This window comes from Salinibacterium sp. AL4.1 (genome assembly GCF_059767305.1).
The window spans coordinates 558,172-577,709 of the sequence record NZ_JBSOQK010000001.1 but is presented as its reverse complement, the minus strand read 5'-3'; the positions used below and the strand labels follow the sequence as shown (position 1 = coordinate 577,709).

The 19,538-nt window shown below is 63.0% G+C and carries 17 protein-coding genes; 8 read left to right on the top strand and 9 right to left on the bottom strand.

Features of this window, described 5'->3' with window-relative positions; all coding sequences use genetic code 11:
• Positions 1-111: 111 nt before the first annotated feature.
• The 8 genes from ACWTV3_RS02800 to ACWTV3_RS02765 all read right to left on the bottom strand — a co-directional run bounded on the left by ACWTV3_RS02800 (position 112) and on the right by ACWTV3_RS02765 (position 8,867).
• A complete protein-coding gene (locus ACWTV3_RS02800) occupies positions 112-792 on the bottom strand; it encodes a hypothetical protein (RefSeq protein WP_498476742.1) in 681 nt (226 codons plus the stop codon).
• Positions 793-886: 94 nt separating this feature from the next.
• Positions 887-1,486, bottom strand: coding sequence for a TetR/AcrR family transcriptional regulator (locus ACWTV3_RS02795; RefSeq protein ID WP_498476741.1), 600 nt, complete (start codon positions 1,484-1,486; stop codon positions 887-889).
• Between the two features lie 4 nt (positions 1,487-1,490).
• Positions 1,491-3,227, bottom strand: a complete 1,737-nt coding sequence (locus ACWTV3_RS02790; RefSeq protein ID WP_498476740.1) for a dipeptide ABC transporter ATP-binding protein — start codon at positions 3,225-3,227, stop codon at positions 1,491-1,493.
• Positions 3,224-4,105: an ABC transporter permease gene (locus ACWTV3_RS02785; protein WP_498476739.1), complete on the bottom strand. Its 882-nt coding sequence runs from the start codon at positions 4,103-4,105 to the stop codon at positions 3,224-3,226. Before ACWTV3_RS02785 ends, ACWTV3_RS02790 begins: the two co-directional genes overlap by 4 nt.
• Entirely contained in the window at positions 4,102-5,100 is a 999-nt protein-coding gene (locus ACWTV3_RS02780; RefSeq protein ID WP_498476738.1) for an ABC transporter permease, read from the bottom strand. The genes ACWTV3_RS02785 and ACWTV3_RS02780 overlap by 4 nt, the downstream gene beginning before the upstream one ends.
• A 13-nt stretch (positions 5,101-5,113) precedes the next feature.
• On the bottom strand, positions 5,114-6,748 hold the full coding sequence (locus tag ACWTV3_RS02775) for an ABC transporter substrate-binding protein (protein WP_498476737.1): 1,635 nt from the start codon (positions 6,746-6,748) through the stop codon (positions 5,114-5,116).
• 146 nt (positions 6,749-6,894) lie between these two features.
• The gene (locus ACWTV3_RS02770) at positions 6,895-7,494 is read right to left on the bottom strand and encodes a biotin transporter BioY (RefSeq protein WP_498476736.1); all 600 of its coding nucleotides are present in this window, start codon (positions 7,492-7,494) and stop codon (positions 6,895-6,897) included.
• A 152-nt stretch (positions 7,495-7,646) separates the two neighbouring features.
• On the bottom strand, positions 7,647-8,867 hold the full coding sequence (locus ACWTV3_RS02765; protein ID WP_498476735.1) for a TDT family transporter: 1,221 nt from the start codon (positions 8,865-8,867) through the stop codon (positions 7,647-7,649).
• A 102-nt stretch (positions 8,868-8,969) separates the two neighbouring features.
• On the opposite strand from ACWTV3_RS02765, the gene ACWTV3_RS02760 reads away from it, so the two are divergent.
• The 8 genes from ACWTV3_RS02760 (at position 8,970) to ndk (ending at position 18,497) form a co-directional block, all read left to right on the top strand.
• Positions 8,970-9,869: a LysR substrate-binding domain-containing protein gene (locus tag ACWTV3_RS02760; RefSeq protein ID WP_498476734.1), complete on the top strand. Its 900-nt coding sequence runs from the start codon at positions 8,970-8,972 to the stop codon at positions 9,867-9,869.
• A gap of 89 nt (positions 9,870-9,958) precedes the next feature.
• On the top strand, positions 9,959-11,212 hold the full coding sequence (locus tag ACWTV3_RS02755; RefSeq protein WP_498476733.1) for a cation:proton antiporter: 1,254 nt from the start codon (positions 9,959-9,961) through the stop codon (positions 11,210-11,212).
• A 64-nt stretch (positions 11,213-11,276) separates the two neighbouring features.
• Positions 11,277-11,627 (top strand): GntR family transcriptional regulator, encoded by a 351-nt coding sequence (locus tag ACWTV3_RS02750; RefSeq protein ID WP_498476732.1) that lies wholly within the window; start codon positions 11,277-11,279, stop codon positions 11,625-11,627.
• Complete coding sequence (locus ACWTV3_RS02745; RefSeq protein WP_498476731.1) at positions 11,624-12,628, top strand: DUF1648 domain-containing protein; 1,005 nt, start codon at positions 11,624-11,626, stop codon at positions 12,626-12,628. The genes ACWTV3_RS02750 and ACWTV3_RS02745 overlap by 4 nt, the downstream gene beginning before the upstream one ends.
• Before the next feature lie 248 nt (positions 12,629-12,876).
• Positions 12,877-16,167: an isoleucine--tRNA ligase gene (ileS, locus tag ACWTV3_RS02740; RefSeq protein ID WP_498476730.1), complete on the top strand. Its 3,291-nt coding sequence runs from the start codon at positions 12,877-12,879 to the stop codon at positions 16,165-16,167.
• Entirely contained in the window at positions 16,160-17,686 is a 1,527-nt protein-coding gene (locus tag ACWTV3_RS02735; RefSeq protein ID WP_498476728.1) for a bifunctional folylpolyglutamate synthase/dihydrofolate synthase, read from the top strand. Before ileS ends, ACWTV3_RS02735 begins: the two co-directional genes overlap by 8 nt.
• Complete coding sequence (locus ACWTV3_RS02730; RefSeq protein ID WP_498476727.1) at positions 17,683-18,084, top strand: DUF4233 domain-containing protein; 402 nt, start codon at positions 17,683-17,685, stop codon at positions 18,082-18,084. Before ACWTV3_RS02735 ends, ACWTV3_RS02730 begins: the two co-directional genes overlap by 4 nt.
• Complete coding sequence (gene ndk, locus ACWTV3_RS02725) at positions 18,081-18,497, top strand: nucleoside-diphosphate kinase (protein ID WP_009772535.1); 417 nt, start codon at positions 18,081-18,083, stop codon at positions 18,495-18,497. Before ACWTV3_RS02730 ends, ndk begins: the two co-directional genes overlap by 4 nt.
• Positions 18,498-18,672: 175 nt before the next feature.
• Here ndk and ACWTV3_RS02720 read toward each other — a convergent pair whose 3' ends face one another.
• A complete protein-coding gene (locus ACWTV3_RS02720; RefSeq protein ID WP_498476726.1) occupies positions 18,673-19,272 on the bottom strand; it encodes a vitamin K epoxide reductase family protein in 600 nt (199 codons plus the stop codon).
• Between the last annotated feature and the right edge of the window lie 266 nt (positions 19,273-19,538).

Genomic DNA, 19,538 nt, shown 5'->3' with positions numbered 1-19,538 from the left:
ACCGAGTCAAAGAAGAGGTGCCTGAGTGTGAGTGGTATTTCCAATCGTAACTGAAGAGGGCAGGCCGAACGCGAACGCTGTGACGAGCCGGAACGAAGATTGCGGCGGAGCCTAGTTCTTGGTGACCGTTACCGACTTATGGGCGAGTGTGCCCGCAGAATCCTCGAGCGTGACGGTGTAGACCTCAGAGTCATTACTGCACTGATAGTCGATCGTGTAGGTCGCCGTCGTGGGTACTTCTTCGTAGGGCTCAGCTTTCGCATTTGTCGTTCGTACGCCGATCCACGCGCGTACGGCATCCGTGCTGCTCCACGAGAAGGTGAGCTGACTCGTGGGGTTCGCCGACGTACACATCGCGCTTTCCGGGGCGCTGAACGTGGCGAATGACGGACTCGCTGCTGGCGGCGGAGCAGTCGTCGGCTCGGCCTCCGGGGCTGGTTCCTCAGTCTCGCTTTCGCTCGGCTCAGGAGAAGGGCTCTCGCTTTCGGTGGAAGACGGAGTCGGCGACGTCGCCACCGGTACGGAGTCGCCTGAGCCTCGTGTCGCCATCAGCGTCAATGCGATCACGAGAGCGATGAGAAGTAGTCCGCCCACAATCGTCAGAATAATCAGTAGGGTGCGTGACTTGCCCTCCGGCTCCGAGAGAGGGGCCGGAGGCTCCCCTGAACCCGGCGGCGTAGTGACTCCGGCGGAAGCACCGCCGGTAGGAGCGCCTCCAGCAGGCTCGAAGCGCACCGTGGGCGCGTCGCCGCTCTGAGCATCGAATCGTTCAGTGGGTTGATCGTTACTCATGGCGTCGCTCCAAGATGGGGGATCATGCAAGCTGTCCAGCGTGGCTGAAGCCTAAACCCGCTACAGGCCTGTGTCGAGAGCTGCTCAATAACTGTCAGGCAACGTGCGACGTGGCGAGCACCGAGTCGAGTGCTCGCTCGACAAACGGCTCAAGGTGACCCCGCTGCGGCCCCGCCTGCGCCCACTCTTGCGCCGCCGCCACCACGCAAGCAATCAGCGCATACGCCTGGGCTCTCGCCACGGCCGGGTGCACGCCATGACGCTCGGCGAAGCCTGTCAAGAGTCGCGCTTGCGTGGCGAAACGACTCATCGCCGATGCTTGCAGTTCGGCCGCGCTGCCAATCAAGTCGTACTGGGTAAGAATGAACGGCACATGCTGTGACTCCAACGGTGCAACCGCGGCGAGCATTGCCGAGCGGATGGCGGTGAGCGCGTCAGCGGGAGGGGCCTGCTGATCCACCAATGCGGCTTTCAATCGCTCGGTCGCGGCATCCAGTTCGACCCAGAAAACTTCGCCCTTTGCCTCGAAGTAGTTGAAGAACGTATTGCGGCTAACTCCGGCTCGGGTCGCGATTTGGTCGACAGTGGTGCCGGTGTAGCCGTTCTCGATAAACAGCTCGAAGGCAGACTCTTGGAGGAGTTCGCGAGAGGCAGCGGGCGGGCGACCACGGGTGGCCGAGCGGGGAGGTGTCACGGCATCATCCTCTCACTCGCGGCAGCGCCGAGAGTAGCGACTGCGTGTACGGATGCCGAGGATTCGTGAAGATTTCATCTGTCTCGCCCCTCTCCACGACGCAGCCCTCGTTGATGACAGCCACGCGATCACTCATGTGGCGAATCACCCCGAGGTCATGCGAGATGAAGAGATAGCTGAGGTGAAGGTGGCGCTGCAATTCGTCGAGCAGATTCAGAACCCGGGCCTGAGTCGAGACATCCAGCGACGACACCGGCTCGTCGCACAGGATCGTCCGTGGCCCCGGTGCCAGTGCTCGCGCAATGGCTACCCGTTGCCGCTGACCGCCTGACAAGTGCAGCGGACGACGGTTTTTGAGCGACTGAGACAAACCCACAGCGTCGAGCAGTTCAGCCGTTGTCGTCAATGAAGGGCGAGTGTCGGATGCTCGCGCGCTGAGGGCATCGTTCAGGATGCGCTCGACGCTCAACCGTGGATCGAACGAGCTCAAGGCATCCTGGTAAATCGCGCCCAGGGTGGGACGAAGCGGGCGGCGCTCGCGGGCACTCAGCGAACCCCATTCGTGGCCGTCGAGCAGCACCTCGCCGCTATCGGCGGTCTCGAGCCCGAGTGCGATGCGTGCGATCGTGGTCTTGCCCGAGCCCGACTGGCCCACCAGGCCGAGCGTCGTGCCGGCGGTGAGCGTGAGCGAGACGTTATCGAGGGCTTGGATGGCGCTGCCGTGCGGCGTCGGATAGCGACGTGACACCGAGCGGAGCTCGAGAGCTGGTGGTCTGGGGAGGGCGGCGCTCGCGGTGGCAGTGGCGAGGTTTGTTGGAGTCGTGCTGGCTACCGCGCGATCGACATGTGCAATGACCGCCGTACCCCCGGCCGAACTATCCGTACGAGGCTTGGCATCGCTACCGGGTAAGGGAACGGCCTCGGCATCCGACGGCAGCGTCAACGGAACGCCGCGCGGAACATCCACGGGGATAGCAGCAAGCAACTGCTGGGTGGGCAGCGCTGCCGGCGCCCGCAAAACAGCGTTCGTTTCCCCGGTCTCCACGATGCGGCCCTCGTTCATGACGGCAACTCGATCGGCAACGCGCGACACAACCGCCAAGTCGTGGGTGATGAGAATCAGGGCGGTGCCGTTATTGCGCAACGACGACAGCAGCTCGAGCACGCGCGCCTGCACCGTGACGTCGAGAGCGGTCGTGGGCTCGTCGGCGATGATGAGTGCGGGGCCGGCCGCGATTCCGGCGGCGATGAGCGCTCGCTGGCGCAGTCCGCCCGAGAGCTCGCCCGAGCGTTGCCGGGCTCGCAGGGCAGGGTCGGGAATGCCTACAGCATCCAATAGCTCAAGCACGCGGTCCTGACGCTCGCGCTGGCTCAGCGTGGTGTGCAGCCGCAGTGCATCATCGATTTCGCGGCCGACCGGGCGCAACGGGTCGAGGGACACGAGCGCATCCTGCAACACCAGCCCGATGGATGCTCCGCGAATCGTTCGCCACCGTCGAGCACCGGGTGCCGGAGGGCTTTCTCCCGCCAGACTCAACTCGCTGAAGCTCACGTGGGCTCCGGCAGGCGCAAGCCCGAGCAGGGAACGTGCCGTGACGCTCTTGCCTGAGCCAGACTCTCCGACAATGGCGAGGCATTCGCCGGCGGCCACCTCGAAGCTGACATCGTCAACGGCCGGGCGGGCGGCGCGGTCGAAGTGCACGCTGAGGTTGCTCACGCGTAGGAGTGGGGTGGCGGTCATCCGCGGGCCTCCTGACGGGTGCGCGCGTTGAGGGCGCGACCAAGCACAGTGAATGACGCGGCGGTGGCGACGATAGCCAGGCCGGGGAAGACCGTGAGCCACCACGCGACATCGATGTAGGTGCGGCCGCTGGAGAGCATGGCACCCCATTCGGCGGCGGGTGGGGCGACGCCGAGCCCGAGGAACCCGAGCGAGGAGGCCCAGACGATCGCTTGGCCGACGCCGAGGGTGCCGAGCACAAAGATCGGCGAGAGCGCGCCGGGCAGAATGTGCTGCCACACGATGCGCGCCCGCGAATGCCCGAGCACGGTCGCGGCTTCCACATAACTGGCGCTGCGCACGCTGCGCAATTGGCTGCGGATGATGCGGGCATAGCCGGGTGCGGTCGACAGGCCCACTGCGACTGTTGAAGTGACGACTCCGGGGCCGGCAATCGCGATGAAGACGAGCGCTAGCAGTAGGCCGGGAAGAGCAAACATGACCTCAACGATGCGGGTGCTTACGAAGTCACCGATTCTGCTGCCGAGGCCGCCCAGCAGGCCCAGAATGAGGGCGAGCGCGAGCCCCACAACGGTCGCGGCGATTCCGATGAGCAGCGAGTTTCCGGCTCCGAAAACAACGCGGGTGTAGACATCGCGACCGGATTCATCGGTGCCGAAGAAGTGAGCAAGCGATGGTGACTGGAAGGCTTCGGCCGGGGCTACGGCATCCGGGTCAGCGGTCGTGATGAGCTGGGGCGCCAGAGCGGCGGTCAGAATAAGCGCGAGAACCGCGAGGGCAATCACGACGCCCGTGTTGCGCAGCAAGCCGCGGCGACCCCGGATGCCGCCCGCGCGCCCCGCAGGCTGCGAGAGACGGCCAGCCAAGATTTCCGTCATCGTGCTGCCACCTCCGTCACGCGCGGATCGACGATGCGGTCGACGGCATCCGTTGCAATGGTCATGAGGATGAAGGTCAGCGCCGAAAGTAGCGCGACGGCGGTAACGACGGGGATGTCGCGGATGGTGACGGCGTTCAGGAGTGTTCTGCCGAGGCCGGGTCGCGCGAAGATCGTTTCGACGACGACGGCACCGCTGAGGAGCGAGCCGAAAGCCCAGCCGGAAAGTGAAATGCCGGGCAGGGCCGCGTGACGCAGCACGTGACGCAGCCGCACTCCCCATTCACTCTCGCCGCGAGCCCGCGCCGACAGCACAAAGGACTGCTCGTAGGCATTCGCGAGAGACTCGCGCATCACCTGACCGAGGAAGCCGGTGAGAGGGAGCGCCAGAGTGAGCACGGGCAAGACGAGGCCGAGCGGGCCGGGCACGCTAATCGGCGGGAGCCAGTGCAGCGTATTGCTCAGCAGAATGATGAGTAGCGATGCCAACCAGAAGTGGGGAACGGCAGCCGCCAGCAATTCGAGACCCGACCCGATCGCCCGCGAGACGCGCCCGCGACCGCTCGTCGCCAAAGTGAGGGCAAGAGCGCCCAGCCAGGCCACGACCAGAGCAGCAATCGTGAGCACGAGCGTCGACCAGAGTTGCGTCAGCACATAGGGCGCCACCGCCACCTTGAGCGCATAGGAGTTGCCGAAGTCAGCGACGGCTAGCTTGCCCATCGCCAGAAAATACTGAACGATCAGCGGCTGATCGAGGCCGTAGTCGGCGCGAATCTGAGCCACGGCTTCGGCGGACGCTTGAGAACCGGGGCCGCCCAGAATTGCATCCACCGGATCGCCCGGAATCAACCGCAGCGCAAAGAAAATGACGGTTGCGACAGCCCACAAAACAAACACGCCGCCGCCCACCCGGCGCGCGATCCACCCCAGCGACCGCAATCGCGTCGCTGGGGCAGAGACACTCGCTGATGCAGCAGTGTCAGCCGAAACCGTCACAGAGGGCGTTCCTTTAGTTGCTCAACCACGCATCGTAGAACGTCGGCGCGGCGACCGGTGGCAAAGCCCGGAAGCCCTCAACGTTCGTGCTGTAGAGGTAGTGGTTCTGCTGATCGTAGAGGGGCAGAACATAGAAGCCATCGACAATGATTGACTGTGCCTCGGCGTATAGCTCTTGGCGCTCGCCGGCATCCGAGACTTCGCTTGCCGTCGTCAGAATCTCGTCCAAAGCAGGATCGCTGAGCTGGGCGAGGTTCGCGTAGTACCCGCTCGGCGCCGGAATGATCGAGTCCGAGTGGTACAGAATGCGCAGCACGTCAGCGCCGACCTTCGTATACGGAGCGCTTACGAGGTTGTACTCGTTCGTGAAGAGTGCGCCGTACCACGACGACAAATCGGTCGGCTGCAGGATGACCTCAAAGCCGACATCTTTCGCCGAAGCCTGAATCTGCTCAAAGAGCGACTGCTCGGCCGGGATCGACTGGTTCGTGCTTATGGGGAACGTGAGGCTCAGGCGCTCGCCGTCTTTCGTGCGGTACCCGTCGGAGTCGATCGTGTCCCAGCCGGCTTCGTCGAGCAGGGTCTTCGCGGCCTCAGGGTCGGTGGTGAACACGTCAGGGGTCGAGATGCCCGCACCTTCGACGCTCGAGAGTACCGAGTAGGAACGCTCGGCTGTTCCAAAGAAGAGGCTCTCGATTCCAGGGTCGACATCCACAGACCGGATGAAGGCTTCGCGCACGCGGATGTCGTCAAATGGCGCCTTGCCCGAGTTCAGCTCGATGCGGTTGGCGGCTCCGGGGCGCGGCGCGTCGAGTTCTTCGATGGTGGCCACGTCGGCGGCGGACGAAATGTTATTGGGCTGCGCGTTGTCGATCACGTCGACATCGCCCGACTGGAGAGCCGCGTAGCGAGTGGCGGCATCCGGAATGAAACGCCACTCAATAGCGTCGAGGCGGGCGGCGCCGGTGTGCTCGGCGTCAGCGGGAGCGGAGTTGTAATCATCGTTGCGCTCGAGAGTGACCGACTGTTGCTTGACCCACTCGGTGACGATGAACGGGCCGGTGCCTACGGGGCTCTCGCAGTTGGTGGCTTGGTCGCGCTCAAGCGCAGTGGGGGACTGGATGCTCACCCAGGGCTGCGAGAACGACTCGAGGAGCGCGCTGTCGGGCGCCGACAGGGTGAAACGTACTTGGTCGGCGGCGACGGCTTCGATGCCGTCGATCTTGCCCACGGCGAGGTAGCCGGTGGAGGAGGCGGTGTCGGGGTCTTTCAGGTGCTCGATGTTCGCTTTAACGGCCTCAGCATCAAAGGGGGTGCCGTCGGTGAAGTTCACGTCGTCACGCAACGTGAAATCCCACGTGAGTCCGTCTTCGCTCTCGGTCCAGTCGGTGGCGAGCCACGGGATGATTTCGCCGTCGCTGTCCTTGGAGACCAGAGACTCGAGGTACTGGGTGCTGATGAGTCCCTGTGGGTAGTTTCCGCCGACGTGGGGGTCGAGGCATCCGGGCTCAGCGTCGCCGGTCGCGTACACGAGCGTGCCGCCGTCAACGGGCTCAGCAGCCGGTTCGGTCGTCGCTATGCAGCCGGCAAGCAATGCGGCGCTGGCCGCTATCGAGAGGGGGAGTAATAGGATGCGGGGCGCGTTCACGGGGATCCTTGTGTGGGGGAGAAATGCTGCTCGGGTGCGAGACACTCAATTATTGTTGAACTGAGTACATTAAGTCCAACTGGGCAAAAAACCGGGCCGATTTGCCTGAGCAAACCGACCCGGTTGGTGAAGCTAAAGAGCGAGCGCTAGTCCTGCTTGCGCGAGAACTTCGTGGCGATCTTCCACGTGGTGGGGATCACGGCGGCGGCGATACCGGCCTTGATAAGTCCACCGATGATGAACGGGTAGAGACCCCAAGCGAGAACCTGCTCGAGAGTTCCGCCGGTAACGATGGCGAGCCAGGTGAGACCGAAGGCGAAGGTGACGACGGTGCCGCCAAGGAATGAGAGCGCCGCGCCGAGGAACTTCTTGTCCCAGTCGCGCTGAGCGAGCCAGCCCGTAAAGGCCGCAGCGACGATGAAGCCGATGATGTAGCCACCGGTCGTGCCGGCAAGAACGCTCCACCCGGAGGAAGCTTCGCTGAAGACGGGGAGCCCGACCAGGCCGAGCAGTGCGTAGAGCGCCATCGACAGCGCACCACGCGTTGCGCCAAGCGATGCACCAACAAGAAGCACAGCGAGCGTCTGGCCCGTGATCGGCACGGGGTACAGCGGCACAACAACCTGGGCCATCACAGCAGTCAAAGCGGCGCCGGCGGCAACGAGCGTGATGTCAGTGGCGAGGCTACGAGAAAAGACGGTGTCGGCGAGCGTGGGCCGGCCGAGGGTCAAAGTGAGAGTCGACACGCGACGCTCCTTTCCTTTGTCTGCGAACTGTGAAGAGCCCAGCCTGAATAGGCGGGTGCCTGAATAACCCTAGTCATAGTTCGCGGGCAGCGGTGTGCGCCTCGTGCTAACAAACCTGCTCAGATTTGTGCGATGCGTAACAATCACGATTCTCACCGGGTAGCGGTCACGCCAGCAGCGGTCGTTGTTGGTGCGTCCGCCACGGCTGCCGGTGCGGCAGCAAGAAACAGGGTTCCCCTCAGCACGCTTCCATTGAACGTGCGCACAGCGACGATTAGCCAGGCCGTGACGAGAGCTCCGTAGCCAACGACGGCCATCCACTCAAGAACGTGGGCTCCGGTGTGCAACGCTAACGCGCTCATGCCGGTCACGAGCGTGCCGACGGGGAACGTGAATGACCACCACGTCAGGCTGAACGGGAGCCCTTGGCGCGCGGTGTGCACAGTCATGGTGATGGCGAGCGCTACCCACAGCAGGGCGAAACCGAGAGTCGGGATGCCGTAGATGATGCCGAAGAATGTCAGGGCATCCGCAAACTCGGCGGGTACCGCGAAGTGGGCGACCGCTCCCAAGAGGTTGACGGCGGTGATCGACTGCCCGAGCGGGCCAAGAATGATCCAGAGAGTGGGCACGGCCGCCGACGGGCCAATCTTGTGGCGTACCAATCGCCCCCAGATGAGCGTAATGATCACGATCGACGCGATCAGGCTGAGCCCGAACATGGCGTAGCACGCGAGCAGCATTGTGAGTCGCGCCTCGCCCTCGGGTAGGTGCGGGATGAGCGCAGCGCCCGTCGCGGCAGAGACCATCGGCGGCACGACGGGCATGAGCCACCCGCCGAACGCGGAGTCATCGGCGGTGGACAGACTCGTGAACATCAGAAATGGCACCACCACCGCGGTGGCGAGCCCCAGTGCAGTACCGATTGACCACAGTGTGAGGGAAACGATGAGCGCGGCATCTGCTCCGATCACGGTTGGCCCGAGGAGGAGCGTGCCGGCGCCAACGGTCATGAGCGCCATGGGCGGTGCGCCATAGAAATGAGCCATGACGGGATGCCGGTGATGCGAACGCGCAACGTCGCGATGGGCGGCCCAGTGGGCTGCGGTCGCGGCGAGCAGCCCGACGAGGAGCACTGACGCAACTAACCAGACGAGGGTAGCGAAGGCGCGCAGTTGAGGTGCGAAGAGGGGAAGCGTCACTGCGGCATTGGCGATGATTCCAGTGCCCATAACTGAGGCGAACCAGTTGGGGGTGATGTTCGAGACGACGAGCCGCGGGTTACTGAGTTCGCGAAGAAACAGGCGCGGGCTTCTGGTGGTCGTGAGAACGGGGTCAGGAGTCGAGGGAGCGGTGCTGGCGGGAAAGGTCATGGTTCGATTCTCGAAATACGGGCAGCTGTCGGCGACGGGGCTAGGGTTGGAGCGCAACAACCTCTCTTTGTAACCGCCCTCTGTCTAACTGGAACCGCGCGCATGTCATTCCCCGATCTCGAAAGCCTGCGCATCCTCACCATCGTGGGCGCCAGCGGAAGCTTGACCGAGGCGGCCCGTCGCGCCGGGAGCAGTCAACAAGCGGTGTCCGCCCGAATGACGACTCTCGAATCCCAGCTGGGGCTTACTCTGCTGAAGCGCAGCAGCCATGGCACCGGGCTCACGGACGCCGGCAGCGTCGTCGCGGAATGGGCAGAGGAACTCGTCGTCGCTGCAGAGCGATTCACGGCGGCGACCGAAGCTTTAGCTGCCCCGCCCGCGCCATCACTGGCTGTTGCTGCCAGCTTGACGATTGCCGAGCACCTTGCGCCTCGCTGGCTCATGGAGTTGCGTCATGCCGCACCGACCACTCGGCTCGAGATGACAGCTGTCAATAGCGCGAACGTGCTCGATCTTGTCGTGCGGGGAGCGGTAGATGTCGGCTTCGTTGAGACTCCCGACATTCCCGCCGAATTGCACAGCCAACTCATTGCGGTCGACGAGCTGGTCGTGGTGGTGAGCCCCCAACACTCTTGGGCTCGTCGAGTCAGGCCTATCAGCCCCGCCGAGCTCGCCCACGCGCCTCGAGTGTCGCGGGAGCACGGATCGGGCACTCGACTCGTTGTGGAGCGCGCACTGGCGGAGGCCGGGCATCCGGCGATCGCGCCCGTGCTCCAGCTATCGTCTAGCGGCGCGATCCGCGCGGCACTCACCGGAGGCGAGCTTGCTGCCGTCTTGAGCATCGTGGTGGTGCGGGAACAACTTGCAAATGGTTCGCTCGTGAAGGTTCCCTTGGCGGGGTTGCGTATAACGCGCCCCCTCAGTGCTGTGCGTCTGCCTGCGGCTGCGCGCGATCATGAAGGAGCGGATGTGCTGGTGGAAATCGCCCAGCGCATGCACTAATCCGATCAGTGCTCGGGCGGCCCCGTCCGTAGAATCGCGCGACGACTATTCTGAGATAAAAGGCGGCGATCGACCGCAGCGGAGGAACCATGACCGAACTCGTGATCGTCGCCTTCGTGATCTTCGCCTTCGCGATGGTGTCGCGCAAGTTGGCGCTGTCTCCCGTGACCGCGCCGATGGTGTTTACCGCGGCGGGCATCCTGCTGGGCATTGTGGGCGCGCAGTGGTTTCAGCTCGACCTCAAGAGTGAGGTCGTTTCGATCCTTGTCGAGGCCACCCTTGTCTTAGTGCTCTTTACCGATGCCGTGCGCATTGATCTGCGCGCGTTGCGCACGCAGGTCTTTCTTCCGCTGCGCCTCTTGGGTATCGGCCTGCCGCTCACGATTGTGCTCGGAGCGGTCGCCGCCTGGGCCCTGTTCGGTGAGCTGACTTTCATCGAGGCTGCCCTCATCGCCGCGATCCTGGCGCCCACGGATGCCGCGCTCGGCCAAGCGGTTGTCAGCGATAAGCGGTTGCCGGTTCGCATTCGGCAGGCCCTCAACGTGGAGAGCGGCCTCAATGACGGAATCATGGTTCCGGTTGTGACGGTCTTTCTGGCGATTGCCGCCACAGAAACGGGCGCCGCTGCGGGCGAAAGCTGGGGCCTCTTCGCCGCGCAACAGATCGGCTTCGGAATTCTGTTCGGCGGGCTCGTTGGTGTTGTGGGCGGGTGGTCGCTGAGCCGAGCTGCACGCGCGGGCTGGGTTGACGGCATTTACCGCCAGTTAGCTACCATCGCGATCGCAGTCACGGCCTATGCGAGTGCCGGCGCCCTCGGGGGCAACGGCTTCATTGCTGCGTTCGTCGCCGGTCTTGCGTTCAGCGCGGTGGCCCGCGACCACTGCGAGGATGTGCAAGATTTCACCGAAGACGAGGGAGAGCTGCTCAGCTCGATCACTTTCTTGGTGTTCGGTGCGGTACTTGCAGCGCCGATCCTCACCTCGCTCACGTGGCAGATCGCGCTCTACGTGGTGCTGTCGCTGACGGTGGTGCGCATGGTGCCGGTTCTCCTTGCGCTGGCGTGGTCGGGCACTCGCTTCGAGACGCGGCTGTTCATCGGCTGGTTCGGGCCGCGAGGGCTCGCCTCAATCTTGTTCGCGCTGCTCGTGTTCGATGAGCTGAGTGGAGCCGTGGCCGATACCGTCTTCTCCGTGGCGGTGTGGACGATCCTCGTGAGTGTCTTTGCCCATGGTGCGACGGCGAGCCCGTGGACCTCTCGACTGGCACATCGTTTGAGTTCGGCGCCGGCATCCGCTGCCGAGTTGAAGCATGTGCAGGAGATGCCCGCACGCCGTCGATTCTGATGCGTCTCGACGGAAAACCAAAGTGCACTTGTGCTAGTCCAACTAGAACAACTAAAGTAGAGTCATGCTAGTTCGAGTCGATCCCGCGTCAGAGACGCCACTGTTCGAGCAACTCGCGGCGAGTATCCGCCAATCAGTCATCGATAGGTCGGTTACGGCAGGGGAAAGGCTCCCCAGCGCGCGTGAGCTGGCCAGCTCGCTCGGCGTCAACATGCACACCGTGTTGCGCGCCTATCAAGAGCTGCGTGATGAAGGCTTCATCGAACTTCGCCGGGGCAGGGGAGCGATCGTCGCGGCCACCGCCCACAGCTACGACACCCTCGCCGATGGCATCACCGCGATCGTGGCCGAAGCCCGCACCCAAGACGTTTCCCTAGCTGCACTGACCGCCCTCATCCGAGAGGAATACAAATGACCCTTCCTGCCGAGAACGTTGCGCCCCAACTCGCACGCAACCGTCGCCTCATTATCGTGATCGGCGTGGTGATCCCCCTGCTCATCACCATGGCCGCGGCCTTCGTCATGGCGCTGTGGGTCCCCGAGCTTCCGAACCCTGTCGCATCGCACTGGGGAACCTCCGGGCCCGATGGCTACTCCACAGTGGGAAGCGTCATCGCGCTGCCGCTGCTGCTCACCCTCGTAGTCGCGGCCCTCTCCGCTTTCGCGAGCTGGAAGGGCGGGCCCAACGGCGGCATGCTCTGGGTGCACAAGATCATGGTGGCCACCTCCGTGTTCCTCTCCATTTCCCTGAGCGTTATTGCGGCAGGCTCGCTCGCGGTTCAGCGTGGACTCGAGAACGCTGAGAATGCACCGGCGATCGGGGGAATCATGCTCGCGACTTTCCCGATCGCGTTCGTCGTCGCTGGCTTTGCATGGCTCATGCTGCCGCCGTCCGAGCAGATTAAGTCGACATCGGTCGCGGTAAAGCCGCTTGAGGGCACCACAACGCAGCGTGTTCATTTTTCCAGCAGTACGCGCGTCGGAGCTGGCGTTGTCCTCGTAATCGCGGTGGCACTCGCGTTCCTCGGAATCGCGCTCGGCGTGCAAGCCGTCAGCAATCCCACGGAACTGCTGCTCCCCTCCGTCATCGGGCTCGTCGTGATGGCGCTCGCCGTGAGCACGCTGTCCTGGCGCGTCTCCATCGATCAGCGTGGGCTGAAGGTTCGCTCCGCATTCGGTTTTCCCCGCGCCACGATCGCTCCCGACCAGATCGCCTCGGTCGCAACCGTCGAGGTGAACCCGATCGGCGAATTCGGCGGCTACGGCTGGCGTTGGGCTCCCGATGGCCGCAGCGGAATCGTGCTTTCCAAAGGCGAAGCCCTCGAGGTAACGCGCACGAACGGCAAGCGGTTCATCGTCACGATGCACGATGCTCAACTCGCGGCAGAGGCGCTCGCCACGGTCGCCAAGAAATAGCGCTCCACAGTCAGCTAACTCGCGTATCATTGCTGCCACACGCTATGAACCGGCTATCACCGGAGAGCGTTCGGAAGAAACCATCTCAACTTCAGCTTCGGCGGGGGAGCGGGCGGCGGTAGAACCGAACGGGTAAGCCCGTTACAGCGATACGAGTGGTGTGCCTCCGGGTGCACAAGCGGGGTGGTACCGCGGCCGTGAGGTCGTCCTCGTGCAGATTATTCGCACCCACGTACCACTGGAGCCTCATGTCGTATCCCCGCCACAGCTCAGACGATTCCGTCGCGCCGTCACCGAAGTTTCCGGCGATCGAAGAGCAGGTGCTCTCGTACTGGAAGTCCGACGACACTTTTCAGGCATCCATTGACCAGCGTGAAGGCGCCGATGAATGGGTCTTCTACGACGGCCCTCCTTTCGCCAACGGCCTGCCGCACTACGGCCACCTGCTGACCGGCTACGCCAAAGACCTCTTTCCGCGCTTTCAGACCATGCGCGGCAAGCAAGTTCACCGCCGCTTCGGCTGGGATACTCACGGGTTGCCCGCGGAACTCGAGGCAATGCGCCAGCTCGGCATCACCGAGAAGAGCCAGATCGAAGAGATGGGCATTGACACGTTCAATGCCGCTGCTCGCGAATCAGTGCTCAAGTACACCGGTGAATGGCAAGAGTATGTGACGCGCATGGCGCGCTGGGTCGACTTCGAGAACGACTACAAGACGCTCGACGTCAACTTCATGGAGAGCGTCATCTGGGCGTTCAAGCAGCTGCACCAGAAGAACCTCGCGTACGAAGGCTTCCGAGTGCTGCCGTACTGCTGGAACGACGAGACTCCGCTTTCCAACCACGAACTGCGCATGGATGACGACGTCTACAAGATGCGTCAAGACCAGACCGTCACCGTGACGTTCCCGCTCGACGGCGTAAAGGCCGAAAGCCTCGGCCTCACTGGTGTGAAAGCTCTTGCCTGGACGACTACTCCGTGGACGCTCCCCACCAACTTGGCTCTCGCCGTCGGCCCCGACATCGACTACGCCGTGCTGCCGTCGGGCCCGCTGGGTGCTGGCGACGGCTCCGAAGAAGGAGCGGCGCAGTTCATGCTTGCTGGCGACACTGTTGCCGCCTATGCGAAAGAACTCGGCTACGAGACCGCTGAAGACGCTCTGGCTGCCGTAACCCGCACCATCAAGGGTGCCGAACTCGAAGGCGTTCGCTACGACCGTCTCTGGGACTTCTACGCGGATGCCGAAACGTACGGCACCGAAAACGCGTGGCAGTTCTTGGTCGCCGACTACGTCGCCACGGGTGAAGGTACCGGCATTGTGCACCAGGCGCCCGCCTACGGTGAAGATGACCAAAACGTCTGTGCTGCAGCGGGCATCCCCGTTGTCATCTCGGTCGACGACGGCGGCAAGTTCTTGCCCTCCGTCGCACCCGTCGCCGGCATGCAGGTCTTCGACGCCAACAAGCCGCTCACCAAGCTGCTGCGTGAAGAGGGCCGGTTGCTCAAGGTCGCCAGCTATGAGCACTCGTACCCGCATTGCTGGCGCTGCCGCAACCCGCTGATCTACAAGGCCGTTTCAAGTTGGTTCGTGAAGGTTCCCGAGTTCCGCGACCGCATGAGTGAACTCAACCAGGAGATCAACTGGGTTCCCGAGAACGTCAAGGAAGGCCAGTTCGGCAAGTGGGTGGGCAATGCCCGCGACTGGTCGATCAGCCGCAACCGCTACTGGGGTTCGCCCATCCCGATCTGGAAGAGCGACAACCCCGACTTTCCCCGCGTGGATGTCTACGGCTCGCTTGCCGAGATCGAAGCCGATTTCGGTCGCTTGCCTCTCAACCACGATGGTGAGCCCGACCTGCACCGCCCGTTTATCGATGAGCTGACGCGCCCGAACCCCGACGACCCGAGCGGTCAGTCGACGATGCGCCGTATCGAAGACGTGCTCGACGTCTGGTTCGATTCGGGCTCGATGCCGTTCGCTCAGGTTCACTACCCCTTCGAGAACCAGGAGTGGTTCGATAGCCACAGCCCGGCCGACTTCATCGTGGAGTACATCGGTCAGACCCGTGGCTGGTTCTACACCTTGCACACGCTCTCAACGGCGCTATTCGATCGTCCGGCATTCTCGAACGTCATCAGCCACGGCATCGTGCTCGGTAACGATGGCCAGAAAATGTCGAAGAGCCTGCGCAACTACCCGGATGTCTCCGAGGTCTTCGAGCGTGACGGTGCCGACGCGATGCGCTGGTTCTTGATGTCGAGCTCGGTGATCCGTGGCGGAAACCTCATGGTCACTGAAGAGGGCATCCGCGATGGTGTTCGCCAGGTTCTTCTTCCGCTGTGGAGCACGTACTACTTCTTTACCCTGTACGCCAATGCGGCTGACAACTACGAGGCCAAGTGGCGCACCGACTCCGAGAACGTTCTCGACCGTTACTTGCTCGCCAAGACGCGCGAGCTGATCGAAGATGTCACCGCTGAACTCGATGCGCTCGATAGCCCCATGGCAGCCGCAAAGCTCCGCGATTTCGCCGACGTTCTGACCAACTGGTACGTGCGTCGCAGCCGCGACCGCTTCTGGAGCGGTGACGACACGGATGCCTTCGACACCCTCTTCACGGTGCTCGAGACGGTGGCGCGCGTTGCTGCCCCGCTGGTTCCGCTCGTCTCTGAAGAGATGTGGCGCGGGCTCACGGGTGAGCGCAGCGTTCACCTCACTGACTGGCCCGATGCTTCGGCGTTCCCCGCCGATCACGACCTCGTAGCTTCGATGGACCGCGTTCGCGAAATCGCTTCCAGCGGGCTCGCTCTCCGCAAGGCTCGCAGCCTGCGCGTGCGCCTGCCGCTGGCTTCGCTCACCGTCGTCAGCGCCGTGCCGTCTGCTCTCGCGCCCTTCAGCGACATCCTGCGCGACGAGCTCAACGTTAAGGCCGTGAAGTTCGAACTTCTTGAAGAGGGATCGCTCGACAGCTTCGGCATCACTAAGAAGCTCACGGTCAACGCTCGTGCGCTCGGCCCGCGTGTGGGAAAGCAAGTGCAGCAGGTCATCAAGGAGGCCAAGGCCGGCAACTGGGAAACCACCGCCGAGGGCGTCTCCGTTGACGGCATGCCGCTTGAAGCGGGCGAATACGAACTCCAGATGGAAGCCGCCGACGAAGCAAGCGCCATCGCGTTCCTCTCTGATGGTGGTTTCGTGATCATCGACACCCAGCTCACGCCGGAACTGTCGGCCGAAGGGCTCGCTCGCGACGTCATCCGTGCCATTCAGGATGCTCGAAAGGCTGCCGGCTTCGACGTCAGTGACCGAATTGCGCTCACCATCGGTGCGCTCGATGCCGCCGATCACGAAGCAATCGCGTTCCACAGCGCGATGATTGCGTCAGAAACGCTTGCAGCGGAATCCGTCGTTCAGGCCTTCGCGAATGAGCCTGCAGAAGGCACACTAGAAATGCACCGCACCGAACTGGCGGCAGGAAAGTATGCCAACACCGGCGCACTGGTGATCGACATCACCAAGATAGGAACGACCAATGCCTGAGCGCGATGATGAACTCGATAACGATCCCGAGTCCAACGACGATGCCATTGAAGCCTCGCTAACAGATGACGAACGCGCCGAGCTCGGCGATGACCATCCTCTCGCCGATCTGAGCCCCTTCGCCGACGGTTTCGAAGGCACCAACATCGACGACGACTCGGACTTCGAACTCGAAGACTCCGAGTACCAGTCGGATGCCGAGAATGTCTTCGAAGAATTGCTCGCCCGGGTGGGGGAGCAGGCGCCTCAGCCGCGGCTCGAAGCCACTCGCCGCGCCGTGGAACTAATCGGCGACCCGCAGCGCACCTATCCCGTGATTCACATCACCGGTACGAACGGCAAGACCAGTACGAGCCGCATCACCGAAAGTATCCTGCGCGCCTACGGGCTGCGAACGGGGCTCATGACGAGTCCGCACCTTGTGCGCGTCAACGAGCGCATTGTGATTGACGGCCGCCCCATTTCTAACCGGGCTTTGGCAGAGAACTGGGCTGACATCCGCCCGTTCCTGCTGATGGTTGATGCCGAGTTGCTTGCTAAGGGCGAAGAGGCTTTGACGTACTTCGAGGCGCTCACGGTGCTCGCGTTTGCGAGCTTCGCCGAGGCACCCGTCGATGTCGCCATTCTTGAGGTCGGCATGGGCGGCGAGTGGGATTCCACGAACGTCGCCGACGGCCAGGTCGCGGTGTTCAGCCCGATTGCCCTCGACCACACGCACCGCTTGGGTTCGACGATCTCCGAGATCGCTCGCACGAAGGCGGGCATTATCAAGCCAGCTGCGGCGATCGTGTCTGCGCTGCAGACCGCGGATGCTCAGATCGAGCTTGAGCGTGCTGCTGACCTCACCGAATCCACGATGGGCGTGGAAGGAGATGCCTTCGAGCTCGTCAGTAGCGATGTTGCCGTCGGCGGCCAGCTCATCACCGTTCGCGGAATCGCTGGTACCTACTCCGATCTCTTCATGCCGCTGTTTGGTGAGTTCCAGGGCCACAACGCCGCCCTCGCCATCGCCGCCGTCGAGTCGTTCCTGGGCGCGGGCACGCAGGCTCTCGTCCACGATGTTCTTGCTGAGGGGCTGGCGACCGTCACGTCGCCCGGTCGTCTTCAGGTGATCGGTGCTGAGCCGACGGTCATCGTGGATGCCGCTCACAACCCTCACGGTGCTGCTGCTCTCGCGGCCGCGCTCAAGGAATACTTCACTTTCGACGACATCGCCTTCGTGATCGCGGTACTCGACGACAAAGATGCTGCGGGAATCGTCGGTGCCCTTGCCCCGATCGCAAACCGCTTCTACGTCACCACTTCGGAGTCGGAGCGAGCAATTGCGCCCGAAGAACTCGTCGAGACCGTACGCACCTTCACCGATGAGACCACTGACTTCGACACCTTCGCCGAGGCTATCGAGCTTGCTCGCAGCTGGGCAGGGGAGAACGAACGCCGCGCGGTTGTGGTGACGGGCTCAATCACGCTCGTCGGCGAGGCTCTCGCCTTGGCGAAGGCGGAAGGCTGGAAGCCATGACCGCGCAGCCCAATGTTCGCCGCAAGCGGTCTGTGACCGAGCTGCTGCTGAGCATCGTGTTGGTGCTCGACGCCACGTTGATTTTCTTCGTCGCACTCACCGCATTCGGGCTCAAAGCGCTGGAGCCGGCTCCCGCCTTTATCGGGGGAGCAGTTCTCATTCTTGTGTTTGTAGCGTTAGCTCGCATGCTGCATCGCCCCGGTGCGATGGCTGTCGGTTGGGCCCTGCAAGGAGGCCTCATTGCGCTTGGCTTCATCCTCACCCCCATGTTCGTGGTGGGTGCCGGCTTCGCCGCAATTTGGGTGTTCTGTTTCGTCAAGGGGCAGCAAATCGACCGTGCGAAAGCCGAAATTCTTAGTACCCAGTCCATGACCACCCCCTCTGAGGAGACACAATGAACATCGAAGAGACCCTTGTACTGATCAAGCCTGACGGCGTTGCTCGCAACCTGACCGGTGAGATCCTTCGCCGCATCGAAGCAAAGGGCTACCAGCTCGTTGACGTTCGACTCGTGCAGGCAGATGTCGACCTTCTGTCGCAGCACTACGCTGAGCACGAAGGTAAGCCCTTCTACGAGCCGCTGCTCGACTTCATGCAGTCGGGTCCGACGGTCGCCCTGCGCATCGCCGGCAACCGCGCCATCGAGGGATTCCGCTCGCTCGCCGGCACCACCGACCCCACCACGGCAGCTCCGGGAACCATCCGTGGCGACCTTGGCCGCGACTGGGGCCTCGCCGTTCAGCAGAACCTCGTTCACGGCAGCGACTCGCCCGAGTCGGCCGCTCGTGAACTCGCGCTCTGGTTCGCCTAAAACGATCCTGTGCGTGAGCGGCTAAACCGCTCCCCGCAGAACAACGGCGAGAGTGTGACTTCGGTCAGACTCTCGCCGTTGGTGCGTTAACGAGGTCTGTTTTTAGTTCGGCTTCGGTATTCGCGTCGACGGCGGCGTTCTACTTGATCGCTGCGTTCCCGCCAGGGAATACGTTCTAGAGGTAGGCCAGCACGTCGAGTCGCACCTGGGCGACAATGGCGATGATGATGTAGCCGACGATCGTGATCACGGGAACCCAACTGTACGCTGCACCCGCGGCTTTTCGAATACGCTTCGGCGCCGGGATCGCACCGACCTTGAGGTTGCGCAGGGTCACTGCCCAGAACAGCGGAATGGTCACCGACCACACGGTCATGCACCAGATGCATAGCGTTCCGAGGTTGAAAATGCTCTGATATGCCAACCAGAGAATAAAGGCGAAAGCACCAGCAATCCCGAGGTTGAAGACCACCCAGAACCAGCTGTTGAAGCGTGCGCCGGCGAGAATCGCGGCACCGACAACAACGGGAGCCATGAAGGCGATGAGGCCGATGATGGGGTTGGGGAAGCCAAGGACGGCACCCTGCTGTGAGCCCAAGTTGGCGGCACACTGCACCACGAGGCTGAAGTCGCAACTGAGATCGACACCGGGATTCTCGAGCGCATGAATCTTCTCGATCATCAGTTCGAATGACGCCCAGAGACCAATCAGCCCGGCAAAAATCATGAAAATGGCGAGGGCGATGGGCCTGTTGCGAACCCCGGAAGCAGTCATGGAGGGATTATCGCACGCGCGCCCGGCTCACTTTCTCAGAATGCGTGCGATAATGAACCGTAGTTATTCCGAGCCGCGCTCGGAACAACACCAAGAAGTCTTCCCGGGCATAGCGACCGGACCAGTTGCGCAACGCTAGTTGCGTGAGTCGAATAGCCAGTTTCGAAGTGCTGTGAGAGAGCACAACTGCAACGCGAGCCACGGGCCCGTTGTAGGACCTGAAGAATTAGTAGCGGTTCCTGAACCATAGGTTTGGCGGGGGAATA